This window comes from Fundicoccus culcitae (assembly GCF_024661895.1).
Taxonomy (GTDB): domain Bacteria; phylum Bacillota; class Bacilli; order Lactobacillales; family Aerococcaceae; genus Fundicoccus_A; species Fundicoccus_A culcitae.
This window is the reverse complement of sequence record NZ_CP102453.1, coordinates 1,970,727-1,985,853: the sequence shown is the minus strand read 5'-3', so window position 1 is coordinate 1,985,853 and position 15,127 is coordinate 1,970,727. Positions and strand designations below refer to the sequence as shown.

At 38.8% G+C, this 15,127-nt stretch carries 16 protein-coding genes; 15 read left to right on the top strand and 1 reads right to left on the bottom strand.

Annotation, left to right across the window (positions count from 1 at the left end; all coding sequences use genetic code 11):
• Positions 1-33 precede the first annotated feature (33 nt).
• Positions 34-1,194, bottom strand: coding sequence for an ABC transporter ATP-binding protein (locus tag NRE15_RS08980; RefSeq protein WP_313792547.1), 1,161 nt, complete (start codon positions 1,192-1,194; stop codon positions 34-36).
• Between the two features lie 211 nt (positions 1,195-1,405).
• Here NRE15_RS08980 and NRE15_RS08975 point away from each other — a divergent pair, with 211 nt between their 5' ends.
• From NRE15_RS08975 to NRE15_RS08905, 15 genes are all read left to right on the top strand, one after another.
• Entirely contained in the window at positions 1,406-1,939 is a 534-nt protein-coding gene (locus tag NRE15_RS08975) for a dCTP deaminase/dUTPase family protein (RefSeq protein WP_313792546.1), read from the top strand.
• 35 nt (positions 1,940-1,974) lie between these two features.
• On the top strand, positions 1,975-3,360 hold the full coding sequence (gene radA / locus NRE15_RS08970; protein ID WP_313792545.1) for a DNA repair protein RadA: 1,386 nt from the start codon (positions 1,975-1,977) through the stop codon (positions 3,358-3,360).
• Positions 3,361-3,436: 76 nt separating this feature from the next.
• Positions 3,437-4,561: a PIN/TRAM domain-containing protein gene (locus NRE15_RS08965; protein ID WP_313792544.1), complete on the top strand. Its 1,125-nt coding sequence runs from the start codon at positions 3,437-3,439 to the stop codon at positions 4,559-4,561.
• Positions 4,562-4,592: 31 nt separating this feature from the next.
• The gene (gene gltX / locus NRE15_RS08960; RefSeq protein ID WP_313792543.1) at positions 4,593-6,077 is read left to right on the top strand and encodes a glutamate--tRNA ligase; all 1,485 of its coding nucleotides are present in this window, start codon (positions 4,593-4,595) and stop codon (positions 6,075-6,077) included.
• Positions 6,078-6,297: 220 nt separating this feature from the next.
• Entirely contained in the window at positions 6,298-7,731 is a 1,434-nt protein-coding gene (gene cysS, locus NRE15_RS08955) for a cysteine--tRNA ligase (RefSeq protein WP_313792542.1), read from the top strand.
• Positions 7,728-8,138 (top strand): Mini-ribonuclease 3, encoded by a 411-nt coding sequence (locus NRE15_RS08950; RefSeq protein WP_313792541.1) that lies wholly within the window; start codon positions 7,728-7,730, stop codon positions 8,136-8,138. Before cysS ends, NRE15_RS08950 begins: the two co-directional genes overlap by 4 nt.
• Complete coding sequence (rlmB, locus tag NRE15_RS08945) at positions 8,122-8,970, top strand: 23S rRNA (guanosine(2251)-2'-O)-methyltransferase RlmB (RefSeq protein ID WP_313792540.1); 849 nt, start codon at positions 8,122-8,124, stop codon at positions 8,968-8,970. The genes NRE15_RS08950 and rlmB overlap by 17 nt, the downstream gene beginning before the upstream one ends.
• 10 nt (positions 8,971-8,980) lie before the next feature.
• The gene (locus tag NRE15_RS08940) at positions 8,981-9,526 is read left to right on the top strand and encodes an NYN domain-containing protein (RefSeq protein ID WP_313792539.1); all 546 of its coding nucleotides are present in this window, start codon (positions 8,981-8,983) and stop codon (positions 9,524-9,526) included.
• A gap of 36 nt (positions 9,527-9,562) precedes the next feature.
• The gene (locus tag NRE15_RS08935; protein WP_313792538.1) at positions 9,563-10,171 is read left to right on the top strand and encodes an RNA polymerase sigma factor; all 609 of its coding nucleotides are present in this window, start codon (positions 9,563-9,565) and stop codon (positions 10,169-10,171) included.
• Between the two features lie 31 nt (positions 10,172-10,202).
• Positions 10,203-11,096, top strand: coding sequence for an ROK family protein (locus NRE15_RS08930; RefSeq protein ID WP_313792537.1), 894 nt, complete (start codon positions 10,203-10,205; stop codon positions 11,094-11,096).
• Between the two features lie 155 nt (positions 11,097-11,251).
• A complete protein-coding gene (gene rpmG / locus NRE15_RS08925; RefSeq protein WP_313792536.1) occupies positions 11,252-11,404 on the top strand; it encodes a 50S ribosomal protein L33 in 153 nt (50 codons plus the stop codon).
• 12 nt (positions 11,405-11,416) lie between these two features.
• Complete coding sequence (secE, locus tag NRE15_RS08920; RefSeq protein WP_313792535.1) at positions 11,417-11,590, top strand: preprotein translocase subunit SecE; 174 nt, start codon at positions 11,417-11,419, stop codon at positions 11,588-11,590.
• Between the two features lie 124 nt (positions 11,591-11,714).
• Positions 11,715-12,257 (top strand): transcription termination/antitermination protein NusG, encoded by a 543-nt coding sequence (gene nusG, locus NRE15_RS08915; RefSeq protein ID WP_313792534.1) that lies wholly within the window; start codon positions 11,715-11,717, stop codon positions 12,255-12,257.
• Positions 12,258-12,261: 4 nt separating this feature from the next.
• A complete protein-coding gene (locus NRE15_RS08910; protein WP_313792533.1) occupies positions 12,262-13,053 on the top strand; it encodes a hypothetical protein in 792 nt (263 codons plus the stop codon).
• 149 nt (positions 13,054-13,202) lie between these two features.
• On the top strand, positions 13,203-15,077 hold the full coding sequence (locus NRE15_RS08905) for an alpha-amylase family glycosyl hydrolase (protein WP_313792532.1): 1,875 nt from the start codon (positions 13,203-13,205) through the stop codon (positions 15,075-15,077).
• Positions 15,078-15,127 lie beyond the last annotated feature (50 nt).

Genomic DNA, 15,127 nt, shown 5'->3' with positions numbered 1-15,127 from the left:
ATTTTACATGGCAGATTGCTTGTTTGTTTGAGACTATGCGGTTACCGCATTGTTGGTGTTAGCCGTATTTGTAGAACCAGGTTCAACATCCACACGGATAACTTCTTCTGTTTGAGGATCAAAGAAATGCGCTTTGTTCATATTGAAACCTAATTCAATTTGGTCACCTGGTTTATGGTAGTCACGAGCATCAACACGAGCGATAAATTCAGTGTCACCCACTTTACAGTAAAGCATGGTTTCGGCACCAAGTAACTCAGATACCACTACTTCAGCATTAACGATTGATTCTGGGTTAGCATCTAAGAACACTTGTTCAGTTTGTACATCTTCTGGGCGAATACCAAAGATAATATCTTTACCATTGTATCCACGTTCGTCTAACAAACGTCTATGTGGTTCGTTAACTTTTAAATCAATACCGTGGCTGTTAGTAATTGTGCCATCTTTGTAGTGAACATTGAAGAAGTTCGTTGCAGGTGAACCGATAAAGCCAGCTACGAATGTATTAACAGGTGAATCATAAACTTCTGATGGCGTTCCAATTTGTTGGATAAAACCATCTTTCATGATAACGATACGTGTTGCCATGGTCATTGCTTCTGTTTGGTCATGAGTTACGTAAATCGTCGTAGTATTTAAACGTTGGTGCAATTTAGCAATTTCAGCCCGCATTTGTACACGTAGTTTCGCATCTAAGTTGGATAACGGCTCATCCATCAAGAACACTTTAGCATCCCGTACAATAGCACGTCCTAAAGCCACCCGTTGACGTTGACCCCCTGAAAGAGCAGCTGGTTTACGGTCTAAGTATTGTGTTAAGCCTAAAATTTCAGCAGCGTCATCGACACGTTTTTTGATTTCATCTTTTTTGTATTTTCTAAGTTTCAAACCAAAAGCCATGTTATCATACACCGTCATATGTGGATACAAAGCATAGTTTTGGAAAACCATCGCGATATCACGGTCTTTAGGCGCTACGTCGTTCATTAAACGGTCGCCAATATATAGTTCGCCTTTAGTAATATCTTCTAAACCAGCAATCATACGTAATGTAGTTGATTTACCACAGCCTGAAGGTCCAACGAAAACGATGAATTCACGATCTTTGATTTCTAAAGTGAAGTCAGTTACTGAATAAAAGTCTGAACCTTCGTATTGTTTATGAATATGATTTAATTTAATTTCTACCATTTGTACAATTTCCTCTCTTGTTATGGGATAATCTAATAATAGTTGAAAGCGATTTACAATTCTATTGACAGCTTGCACAAAATCCTTCGGCAATTTGACTAACAAATTGTTTTATCTATAATTAACGCTTATAATGAAAGATAACTAAGTAAATATCTCTGGACTAAGGTATTTATTTTGAAAGAATAATTTTGATGGAAAGAGGCATTTTATGGGAACGCAACGTAAACGTGGATTTGAAGTGATTACAGCTTATGAGGAAGCCGGCATTAATTTGCCCCAGCGGGCTACCTATCAATCGGCGGGTTATGATATTGAAGCAGCAGAGACAATTATTTTACCTAGCTTTTGGAAAAAAATGGCCAATTATTTTATGCAAGGTATGTCAACCATGAATTTTAACCAAGAAGAAGCTAGGGCATTGGTTAAACCGACTTTAGTTCCAACGGGTTTAAAAGCTTATATGCAAGATGATGAATATCTACAAATTATTAATCGCTCCAGCAACCCCCTTAAACGTTTTTTAAATTTACCCAATGGCATTGGCATCATTGATGCAGACTATTATAATAATAATCAAAATGAAGGCCACATTCATGTGCAATTAATCAACTTTGGACCTTTTGATCAAACCATTCAGAAAGGGGATCGAATTGCACAAGGTATTTTTGCATCATTTTTAAAAACGGACCAAGATAAGGGTGGTTTAGAAGAACGCCAAGGTGGTTTTGGTTCATCGGATTAATTACTTAATGACAAAAATACAAAGGAGTTAGACATTTGGCAAAAAAGAAAGTCATGTTCGAATGTATGGCCTGTGGTTATGAATCACCCAAGTGGCTAGGTAAGTGTCCCAATTGTGGTGCCTGGAATCAAATGGAAGAACAACTTGTGGCTCCCACCGTTAGTGCAACGTCACCTATTCACATTACAACTTCGCGAAAAAAGACCTCTAGTCATGCTGTTACCTTAGACCAGATTACCCTATCTTCAGAAGAACGAATGGCGACGGATTTTCAGGAATTTGATCGTGTGCTAGGTGGGGGTGTCGTTCAAGGGTCATTAGTATTGATTGGGGGCGATCCTGGTATAGGGAAATCCACCTTATTGTTACAAGTTTCCATGCAGCTTGCCAGACAACATACCGTCCTTTATGTCTCGGGCGAAGAAAGTCTCACGCAGATTAAAATGCGTGCTAGTCGTTTAGGCACCGACGCAGATAAATTTTATTTGCTGTCGGAAACCGATCTTTCTACGATTGCGAGTGAAATTCAACGCATTGAGCCGACTATTGTAGTGATTGACTCCATTCAAACGATGAATGTTCCTGAGCATACAGGAACGGCTGGTGGTGCTGGACAACTGAGAGTGGCAACCAGTATTTTAATGCGGATTGCTAAAGAGAATCAGATTGCGATATTTATTGTTGGGCATGTGACTAAGGAAGGGAATATTGCAGGACCGCGGATGCTCGAGCATATGGTGGATACTGTTTTATATTTCGAAGGGGAGCGCCATAATCGTTTTCGGATGTTACGTGCGGTTAAAAATCGTTTTGGTTCAACGAATGAGTTGGGTGTTTTTGAAATGATGGATATTGGACTGCAAGAAGTGTTAAATCCTTCAGAATTGTTTTTAGAGGAACGGATTGTCGGTGCAGTAGGTTCAACTGTGGTGGCTGCTTTAGAAGGAACACGAACGATTTTGGCTGAGGTACAGTCACTAATGACGCCAACGGTTTATGGGAATGCTAAAAGGACAGCTAGTGGGATTGACTATCAACGGGTGTCTTTACTTTTAGCTGTTATGGAGAAGCATTGTGGCCTCTTGTTACAAAATCAAGATGCTTTTTTTAAAATTACTGGTGGAATTAAATTAGATGAACCTGCCATTGATTTAGCCATTGCGGTCAGTATCGCCTCTAGTTATTGGAATCATCCAACGAATATTGATGATTGTTTTATTGGTGAAATTGGCTTAACGGGGGAAATTAGACGGGTCAGTCAAATCAAAGAACGGATAAAGGAAGTTCAAAAATTAGGTTTTAAACGGGTATTTATTCCCAAAAATAATTTTGCCCAATTAGATAAAATGGAATCCTTGGAAATTATCCCAGTGGCAACGATAAAAGAAGCCATCTACAAAATATTTCCACAAGTTGGTTGATTAAGGATTGATAACCACCTTAAATTAAATTAAGATTATTACAGCAATATAGTTAGCGGATAAAGGAGGTGGAAACATGTTTAAACGATTTGTATTAATTTTTTCATTTATTATTGGCTTTTCTTTTGGCTATAGTGTCGGTCCATTAATTTGGAAATCCTTGACGATTAATCATTCATTGATGATCAATCCTTTTATTAATGGGTTGGTTTTTGCAGTTATTTTTATGATTATTGGGTGGTTTATTTCACCATATATTGAATTATTTATTCGACGGATCATTGAGTTTTTCAACAAACAATCCGTATTTAATCTTATTTTAGGGGCTATTGGCATTTTAATTGGGGTATTATTAGGTTATCTATTCTCATTGCCTTTTGCGAACTTATCCATTCCATTTATTTCTTCGACACTACCTTTTATTTTATCGGTTGTTTTTGCCTTAATTGGTTATCAAGTTGTGATGTCGCGTTCTGAAGAATGGCAAAAATTGTTCCAACGTCAATCGGCTGCAGGAAGAAATAGTAAAATGGCTGTCCAACCTATTTCTGAAGAGTTTAGAAATTTCAAACAATATAAATTGTTAGATACAAGTGTTATTATTGATGGTCGTATTGCCGATATTGTGAAGACAAATTTTATTGAAGGAATAATTATTATCCCTGATTTTGTTTTACAAGAATTGCAATATATAGCCGATTCATCAGATAGTTTAAAACGTGCCAAAGGTCGTCGTGGATTAGATATTTTAAATACCTTACAAAAAGATGGTCAAGTACCTATTGAATCTTATGAAGGTGTGATAGATGATTCAACGGATGTCGATGGTCAATTAGTGAAGTTAGCAAAGTTACTGGATGCGGCGATTGTTACCAATGATTATAATTTGAATAAAGTGTGTGAGTTCCAAAATGTTAAAGTGTTTAACATTAATGAGTTAGCTAATTCGATTAAGCCCGTGGTCATACCTGGTGAAGAATTGACGATTCAAGTCATTAAGCCCGGTACAGAACGTAAACAAGGCGTGGCTTACTTAGAAGATGGTACGATGATTGTGGTTGAAGATGGCCAATATCATATGAATGAATGGATTAAGGTTGTTGTCACAAGTGCCTTGCAAACAGCTGCTGGACGAATGATTTTTGCGCGACCAACCGAAGAAACGAACCGTTCATATGAGAATCATGCCGTAGTAGAATAATGAGTGATTGAAGATAAAAGGAGATTTTTTAATGAGTGAAACAGTCAGAGTCAGATATGCACCAAGTCCAACTGGGGAATTACATATAGGGAATGCCCGTACCGCTTTATTTAATTATCTATTTGCTAGAAGCCAAGGTGGAAGTTTTATTATCCGTACCGAAGATACTGATTTAAAAAGAAATTTAGAGCATGGCGAACAGAGCCAATTCGATAATCTGGCTTGGCTGGGAATTGATTGGGATGAAGCAGCCGACAAACCAGGCGAATATGGACCTTATCGACAATCTGAGCGTTTAGACATTTATCGTCCATTAATCGATCAATTAATTGAAGAAGGTCATGCCTACCGTTGTTATATGACGGAAGAAGAACTAGAAGCTGAACGTGATGAGCAGAAAGCTCGGGGTGAAATGCCACATTATGGTGGTAAACATGCCCATTTAACCGCTGAAGAAGAAGCTGCGTTTATTGCAGAAGGACGTGAGGCAGTCGTACGCATTCGTGTGCCTAAAGATGTCACTTATGTTTTTGAAGATATGGTTAAAGGTAAGATTACATTTGAATCCCATAGTATTTCGGGTGATTGGGTGATTCTTAAACGGGATGGGATGCCGACCTACAATTTTGCTGTAGCCGTGGACGATCATTTAATGAAAATTACCCATGTATTACGTGGGGATGATCATATAGCGAATACCCCTAAACAAATGATGGTTTATGATGCTTTTGGTTGGGAAATCCCTCAGTTTGGGCATATGACATTAATTGTTAGTCCAGAAACCAACAAAAAGTTAAGTAAACGTGATACCTCATATATTCAATTTATTGAACAATACCGTAACCTTGGTTATTTACCTGAAGCCATGTTTAACTTTATTGCCTTATTAGGTTGGTCACCAAAAGGGGAAGAAGAAATCTATTCCCGTGAAGAATTAATTGAAATCTTTGATGCTGACCGTTTATCAACGTCACCAGCCGCTTTTGATAGCAAAAAACTTGAGTGGATTAACAACACCTACATGAAAAAAGCTGATTTGGATGATGTGGTTGAATTAGCTTTACCACACTTGATTAAAGCGGGTAAAGTCAGTCCAGATCCGGACGAAGCTGAACTTGCTTGGGTACGTAAATTAGTGAGCCTATATCACCAACAAATGTCTTACGGGGCAGAAATTGTTGAGCTTTCGGAAGTCTTCTTTGTTAGTGAATTGCACTTAGATGAAGAAAGTCGCCAAGTGATGGCAGAAGAAACGGCGCATACGGTTGTGGATGCCATGAAAGCGAAATTGGAAGCTTTAAGTGAAGAGGATTTCGTGGCTGAAAACATTAAGCCCTTAACCAAAGAAATACAAAAAGAAACAGGCATTAAAGGCCGTAACTTATTTATGCCCATTCGTATCGCTGTCAGCGGTCAAATGCATGGCCCTGAATTGCCACAATTAATCGAAGTTTTAGGTAAAGAAAAAACTTTGAATCATATTGAACAAGTTAAAAACCAAATGACGCAAGCTTAGAATACCTATTCTTGCTGAATCAATCACTTTAAAATCCGAATGTTTTAATTATGGTGCGTTATTGACACTCCGATTAAAACCTTCGGATTTTTCCCTATTCAAAGGGAGACGTGTGTGTCTGATTGTACTTTAGCACTTTTTGTTTAAAGTTATATTTCATCTTTTGCGTCATTTAGCCTATAATATATACAAATTAGTCTTTTCAAAAAGGAGGCAGCTTATGCCATTACAAGTATATAACACCTTAAGTCGTAGCAAAGAGGTTTTTAAACCGTTGGTGCCCAATCATATTTCATTTTATTTATGCGGGCCAACGGTTTATAACTATATTCATATTGGAAATGCCCGTTCAACGGTGGCTTTCGATACCATTCGACGTTATTTAGAATACCGCGGTTACACCGTTAATTTTATTAGTAATTTTACAGATGTTGATGACAAAATTATCAAAGCAGCTAAAGAAGAAGGGGTTAGTGCTGAAGATATTGCGAACAAATATATTGCCGCTTTTTATGAAGATACGGGTAAATTAAATGTGAAACCGGCTACGAAAAACCCGCGTGTCATGGAAAATATCCCAGATATCATTGAATTTATTAGTGATTTAGTCGATAAAGGTTTTGCCTATGAGAGTTCGGGGGATATTTATTTTAGGACGGAAAAGTTTGAGGATTACGGGAAATTGTCGAATAAGTCGATCGATGAATTATTACATGGAGCCAGTGGGCGCTTAGAGGACGATTTATCTGAGCGGAAAGAAAGCCCGATTGATTTTGCTTTGTGGAAAGCTGTCAAAGCTGCCGACGAAGTTAGCTGGGATTCCCCCTGGGGTCGAGGTCGACCAGGCTGGCATATTGAATGTTCCGTAATGGCAACGAAGTATTTGGGTAATACCATTGATATTCATGCAGGTGGGCAAGATTTAGAATTCCCACACCATGAAAATGAAATTGCCCAATCTGAAAGTCATTCAGGTCATCCTTTTGCGCATTATTGGTTGCATAATGGCTTTGTGACGATTGGTGAGGCTGAGGATAAGATGAGTAAGTCCTTAGGCAATTTTGTGCTATTGCGCGATTTGTTAGCTGAAACGGATCCCATGGTGGTACGGTATTTGTTGAGTAGTGTTCATTACCGTAGACCTCTGCGCTATGATGAGACGGCTTTAAATGATGCGAAACATCAAGTGGTTCGTTTGCGTGAAGTCTTGCGGAAATTGAATTATCGTCTAAGCCAAGACAACGCCAACCATTTGGAAGGTGATGCAGCTATTCAAGCAGCATTATCGCAGGCTGTGACGGACTTTACCCAAGCCATGGATGATGATTTTCAAGTGGGTAATGGCTTAAGTGTTGTTTTTGATTTAGTTAAACAAATAAATATCTATTTAGAGCAGTCGGACGTCAGTCAAACGAGTTTGTTAGCCATGAAGTCAACCTTAGTGGAATTGCTAGAAATATTTGGATTGGATTTAGATGCGGAAGAAACAACAGTTGAAGATGATATCCAAGCCTTAATTGATGAACGGAATCAAGCCCGTAAAGATAAAAACTTTGCCCGTGCGGATGAGATTCGTAATCACTTAAAAGCGCAAGGTATCATCTTAGATGATACCCCTCAAGGGACGCAATGGAAACGAGTGGATGAGCTATGAATCCCGAGCAATTAAATGGCGCAGCTTTGGCCTATATGGGCGATGCCATCTACGAAACCTATGTAAGAGCCCATGTATTGGCATCTGGCAAAACCCAAGCTAATCGTCTACACCGTGCCGCTATTAAATATGTAGAAGCAGCAGGTCAAGCCTATGCCATGCAAGCATGGATTGCCCAAGAGGATTTTTTAAGTGACCAAGAGATTGATATGTATCGCCGCGGGCGAAATCATAAAGCCAACACGAAAGCTAAAAATGCCTCAATCCAAGATTACCGTCAAGCAACCGGCTTTGAGGCCTTGCTTGGCTGGTTGTTTTTAAGTCAGCAAGAAGAACGATTAAGTTTTTTAATACATGATGCGATTGAACGCATTGAAAGGAGGGGGCAAGATGAGTCAAAAGCCTAATCAACGGGAAAAATTTAAAGGTAAAAAAACCGGAAAAGCCCACAATAGACCAGAGGCAGCTAAAAAAAATGAGGATGAATCAACAAATAATGAGTTTTTCTATGGTAAACATGCTGTTTTAAGCATTTTAGAAGAAAAAAAACCGGTCAATAAATTATTTTTACAAGTTGGGGTTTCTGGGAATCATATCAGCGATATACTGGATTTAGTGAAACAACAGGGGATTGTTTATCAAGAAGTACCCAAGAGCAAATTAGACGATATGACCAATGGAGCGAATCATCAAGGGGTGGTTGTCTCCATGTCGCCGATTCCTTATGCGGATTTAGAAGACGGTTTTGCTTTAGCGACTAGTCGTGGCGAAGATCCTTTCTTTATTATTTTGGATGGGATTGAAGATCCGCATAATTTAGGTTCGATTATCCGAACAGCTGATGCAACCGGCGTGCATGGGATTATTATTCCTAAGCGGCGTGCGGTTGGTTTAACCGCCGTGGTGGCTAAAACATCTGCGGGCGCCATTGAACGGGTCCCAATTATCCGCGTAACCAATTTAAGTCAAACCATGGATCAATTGAAAGACCGCGGAATTTGGATTTTTGCAACCACGATGGATGGTCAGGATATGCGTCAATGGTCATCAAAAGGACCGATAGCGCTAATCATCGGTAATGAAGGTCAAGGCGTATCCGCTAATGTGATCGCTAAATCAGATGGGACAGTGACCATACCAATGGTGGGGAAAATTCAAAGCCTCAACGCCAGTGTCGCTGCAGCGGTTGTCATGTATGAGGTTGCCCGATCGCGTATTCCACTCCCTTCAAAGAATTGAGGGTTGTTGAATGAGACGTAAAGACATTCTGATTGTGGATGGATACAATATGATTGGGTCATGGCCGGAATTAGTGGCCTTGAAAAATAAGGATGAGATTCAAGAAGCACGCGATTTGCTCTTATTTGAGTTATCTAATTATCGAAAATACCGCCAAATTGACGTTATCGTGGTATTCGATGCGCAATTTGTTCCAGGGGTCACCAGTACCTTTGAAGAATTTGAAATCCAAGTTGTTTTCACCAAAGAAGGAGAGACGGCAGATAGTTACATTGAGCGTGAAGTTAGCAAATATATTAATCCCATCACGCGTGTGATTGTTGCAACGAGTGATATGGCAGAACAATGGCTCGTCTTCCAAAGAGGTGCTTTGCGTCAATCCGCAAACGAACTTAAATTAGAAATTGATTATGCCAAAAAACAAATCAAACAAGAAGTTCAAAGCCATTACAATGCGACTTTAAGACGTCGCAGCCCATGGGAAATCGATCAATTAGAGCGACTCGATGAATATCGCCAGTATTTGGAAAATTTTCCGAATGAGGATGAAAAATAAGCCCTCTCTTCTACCTTAGTGAAGAGGAGTGACGACTTGTTGCCAAATCACCAACTGACGAATGAAGAATTAGTACTCCAATTGCAGAAGAATTTTGATGTTGATAAATTTGAGATATTGTTTAAACGTTATCTACCCTTGTTTTTGAAATATCGTTCATTGTATAAAGTAACGTATTTCGATACGGACGATTATTTACAAGAAGCGCGTATTGCTATACTTAAAGCGATCAAAGTCTATGATTGCGTCCGTTCACCCTATTTATCGGCTTTGATTCAATCCGTCTATCGTTATCATTTGATTAACATGATGCGTGAGAGTCAAACTGTGAAGCGCGAAAAAGATTTTCAAAATTTACCCTTCATTGACATTGTTTATTCAAAGAACGGTAAGGATACATTAATTGATGGAGTGGAACTTATCGAAAATAAATACACTCTTCAACCACCTGAGATATTTGAAATCCAGGAAAAATCGAATGATTATCTTCAAAGTCTGTCTAGACTTGAGAAAAGGATCTTGCAGCTCTATCTAGACAATTACTCCCATCGTGAAATAGCCGAAATTACTGGTATCCGATTTGATCAAGTTCAAAATGCCTTTGACCGTTTACGTAGAAAACTGTTTGCCATATTAAAAGTGTAATAATGAGTGATTCTTGAAAAGAGGTAATTATATGAAAAAATATCTGAGCATTGATATTGGTGGGACCAATATCAAGTATGGCGTTGTTAGTGAAGAGGGTAGTCTTTTAGAGAATCATTTCGTCAAGACACCCAAAGAATTACCGGCTTTCAAAGAAACCTTAGTCGAGATAGTCAAAGAATTTGCAGATCATGTTGATGGTGTTGGGATTTGTGCACCGGGTCAAGTGGATAATCAGAATGGTGTTATCTATAAAGGTGGTTCCTTAGGCTTTTTACACGAGTTCGCGATTAAGGCCTTTCTTGAAAAACAGTTTAACTTAAATGTCCATGTTCAAAATGATGGTAAAGCAGCTGTTTTAGCTGAATTTTGGCAGGGGAATTTACAGGATGTCTCTTATGGAGCAGGTATTATTTTAGGGACGGGGATTGGTGGGGGTATTATCACCAATGGCAGTCTGCTAGAAGGAAAACATTATCAAGCCGGTGAGTTTAGTTTCATGTTGAGTCAACCGGGAAAAGTCACGGATAAAAATATGTTAGCCATGCAAGCCTCTGCAGTAAGATTCATTGAAAAAGCTAATGCATTGCTGGGCAATACACCACTCGATGATGGTATTACGGTCTTTGAAGAGCTTAATAAGGGCACAAATCAGGCCTTATTAGACTTGTTCGATGAGTTTTGTGAATATATTGTCTTTTTGATTATTAATATTCAAGTCGTTTTAGATATTGAGAAAGTGGTTATTGGCGGCGGTATTAGTAGCCAAAAAATATTAATTCAACGTATCCAAGAACTATACCAAATTAACAAGCAAAATCAACCGATGTTCGATGATACCATGGAATCAATCGACATTGAGGTGTGTAAATTCCAAGGGAGCGCCAATCTGTTAGGTGCCGTCTACCCGTTTATCGTAGGATAGAATAATATATTCGTGTGTTACCCTACCACCCATTACCTATAATTTTTACTTAAATTTATGTAAATATCCCTCTTAGCCTTTCGATTTCTCCTTGACAAGACCTCCGATTATTTCTATTATAGATAGTGATGTAGAATTGAAAAGGAGGGATTGTCGTGGTTCAAAAGAAGGCAGCTTTGGCTTGTACAGAATGTGGGCAACGAAATTATCATATGACCCCGACGCAGGCGGGACAATCCTCACGTTTAGAGATCAAAAAGTTTTGTAGATATTGCAATAAGCACACATTACACAAAGAAACTAAATAATGAGGTAAAAAAATGAACTATATTAAAAATGTTGCAAAAGAAATGAAAAATGTGACTTGGCCGAGTGTAAAAGAAGTTAATCGCTTTACCTTGACGGTTATTGTGATGGTGATTGTTTTTGCTTTGTATTTTGCCTTAACAGACTTTGCTTCTTCTGAATTTATTGCTTGGTTGATTAACTTATAGAGTCGAGTCGAACTATATTTTTTACGACCTTCATGATATAATAGACACAGAAAAAACCTACAAATGGTAGGTTTTTTATTTTGACTCAAATTGACATAAAATACATGTAGAAAGGGATATTTAGATGGAAGGTAATAAAGAATGGTACGTACTACATACTTATTCTGGGTATGAGAACAAGGTTAAAGAGAACATTGAATTAAGAAAAGAAAGTATGGGGATGGAGAATAATATTTTCCGTATTGAAGTACCCGAAGAAGAAGTGATTGAAGTAACGGATGGCGTTGAGAAGAAGAGAATGACCAAAACCTTTCCGGGTTATGTTTTGATTGAGATGATTATGTCTGATGAGGCATGGTTTATTGTGCGGAATACCCCTGGGGTGACTGGCTTTATTGGTTCGCATGGGGCAGGGAGTAAACCGTCGCCTTTATTACCAGACGAAGTTGATGCGATTTTAGGTGAAGGGCCTAAACGTCAAGTTGTCCAATTGGATGTGGCTGTGGGGGATTACGTGAAAATTACCGATGGGGCATTTTCTGGTTTGTCCGGTATGATTGAGGAAATTGATCAAGAGCATCAAAAACTGAAAATATTGCTTGAGATGTTTGGTCGTCAAACAGTAGCTGAAATGGAGTTCCATCAAGTAGAAAAAGAAGATATTTAGGGGTGTGACCATTATCGAAAGACAATCACTGTTTAAATGGGGCGTTCCGATTTTATATCTTACCAACCTAATCATCACTATCGTGGCAGCGATGGGGTATCTTTTTCCTTATAGCCAACTGGAAATTATTAATTTACACCCGAGTTTAATGCAACCCACAACCATTACGTTTTTAATTTGGATTTTGGTGTATGGTTGGACAGGCGTATCGGTCTTTATGGAATTTGTGCGTCCCGATCGTGATTTATTGTTAGGGACCTATCGATCTTATGTGCGCCCTTTGTTATTTCAAGCCTTATTATTTAATTTGTTATGGACCATTAGTTGGTGCAATAATTGGATTTTAGTGTCACTCGTGGCGGTTGCTTATTATGCTCGGACAATGATTCGTATCATGCAATTAATTAGTTTTGATCCCCATTTACGCCTTTCGCCTATGCTGTTGAAGTATCCCATGGGTTTGCATGCCGGATGGGTGATTGTAAGTTCGATTGCGATAATCGATACTTTGATGTTAAACCAAGGGATAGTGACGGATAGTTATCTGTATGTCATTATTGTCGCTATTCTTTTGATAGCTGTGATCGGTGTAACGGCTTATTATTTTGCACAGTATGGTAATGAGTTATTGATGATACCCGCTATTTGGTTTCTGATTGGGGTTGTCGCACAACAATTAGGTAAAAGCAGTCTTTATGCACAGATTATTTTCTGGCTTGCGGTTGTATTAACCGTGATTGGCTTAGGTATTTATATTCATTTCTTGCGGTTGAAGCAAGAACAAGATCGAAAATAATCATTATAAACAGAGATTATACGTCTTAATGGCGTATGATCTCTTTTTTTGGTTCTAAAAAATTATTAATCAATCACTTAGCAGAAAATTAGCATTCAAGTATTTCAATGATATAATATAAAAAACGCTTACGGAAAATGAGGGGTAAAATGAAGAACAAGTATTTAATGAAGAAAAGTTTAGTTATTGCTCTGTTGATGAGTCCAATCACACAGATTCAACCGCTAACCATCATTCAAGCTAATGATACGACAGCCACTGAAAATACCTTAAGACTGCTCGAAGGCACGTTTGAAGATACCCTTCAGCATGGCAAACAGACCTTATTAACACTTGAAGCGATTGTACCTATGAAATCAATGTATGCGGATTTGAGTCAACTGGGTGGCAAAGATTCGGTTTCGATTTCACCCGAGCTTTTGCAACTAACCGTTAATGTAGCCGTCGATATACCCGCGGGTGTTTATGAAGTCCCTATCCGTGCTACAACAGAAGACGGGGATACATTTACGCATGTGGTTGAAGCAGAAGTAGTCTCTCCAGAAGTAACTGATCAAACGGATTGGGATGAAGAAATTATCTATTTCATGTTAACGGATCGTTTTTATGATGGCAATCCTGACAACAATAATCCTTATGATTTAGCTTATGCGACGGCGGACAATCCACGAGGAGTTTATCAAGGCGGGGATTTCAAAGGGATTACCGAGAAGATGGACTATTTGAGTGATTTAGGGATAACGACTATCTGGATTACGCCTATTGTTGAAAATATCCATTATGACACGTCATTTGCTGGTCCTGAAGGGAGTTTTTACGGTTACCATGGGTATTGGGGCTTAAATTTCGAAGCATTAAATCCGCACTTAGGAACTTTAGCGGAATTTCATGAGATGATTGACACCGCAGCAGATAATGATATCAAAATTATGGTAGATGTGGTTTTAAACCATACCGGCTATGGTTTACATCCGAATGATGGCGACCTCTCAAACCCTCCGGCAGGCTATCCGACTGACCAAGACCGCGAGCGCTTTGCGGATATGATTCGGCTTGATCCGGGACGTAATGATTTAACCATGTCTTTATCTGGACTCCCTGATTTTATAACAGAAGATCCAGCCGTAAGAGAGCAAATTGTTGACTGGCAACAAAGCTGGATTGAACGTTCAACAACCCCTAATGGCAATCAAATTGCTAGATTTAGGGTGGATACCATCAAACATGTCGATATGCCAACCTTGCAATACTTTAAAAATCAAGCATCCATTGCTAATCCTAATATACATATGATGGGTGAGGCTTGGGGAGCGAGTCATCGTAGTGATGGTGGCTACTTAGGTTCAGGAACCATGGATGGCGTCTTGGATTTTGGCTTTAAAACGATTGCCAATCAATTTGTTAATGGCCTCATGGAAGGAGCTGAAAGGGATCTAGAAATTCGTAATCAAAGCATCCAAAGTAATGCGACACTGGGACAATTCTTAAGCAGCCACGACGAAGATGGTTTTTTATATAGCCTTGAAGATGATTTAGGCAAATATCTGGTTGCTGTTTCATTACAATTAACGGCTAAGGGTCAGCTGGTCATCTATTATGGGGAAGAATTAGGTCAAAGTGGTGCCAATAACTGGCCGGTTTATGATAACCGCTATGATTTTGATTGGGAGAATGTTGATAACAATCCAATTTTAGACCACTATCAAACCTTGATTCAATTCCGAAAAGATAAGGCGGAGATTTTAGCTCGTGGTAATCGAAAAATGATTGCAGGATCTAACGACGAACAATGGGTGTTAGTTGAGCGGAATTATAATGGCGAAAGTGTTTATCTCGCCTTCAATTTAGCAGATACGCCACAAACAATCACCATTGACGTTGATTCGAATGATGCGACTCTCATGGATTATTATAGCGGCAAAGCATATACTGCCGAAGATAGGCAGATAAGCCTTGAATTACCCGCCATTGCTGAAGGTGGAACAGCTCTGTTAGTCATAGAAAACGGCGTCATAGAAAATTAATATTTTGTTAACTAAATATCGCTTTATTTTCAGAAAATTATGCTATGATT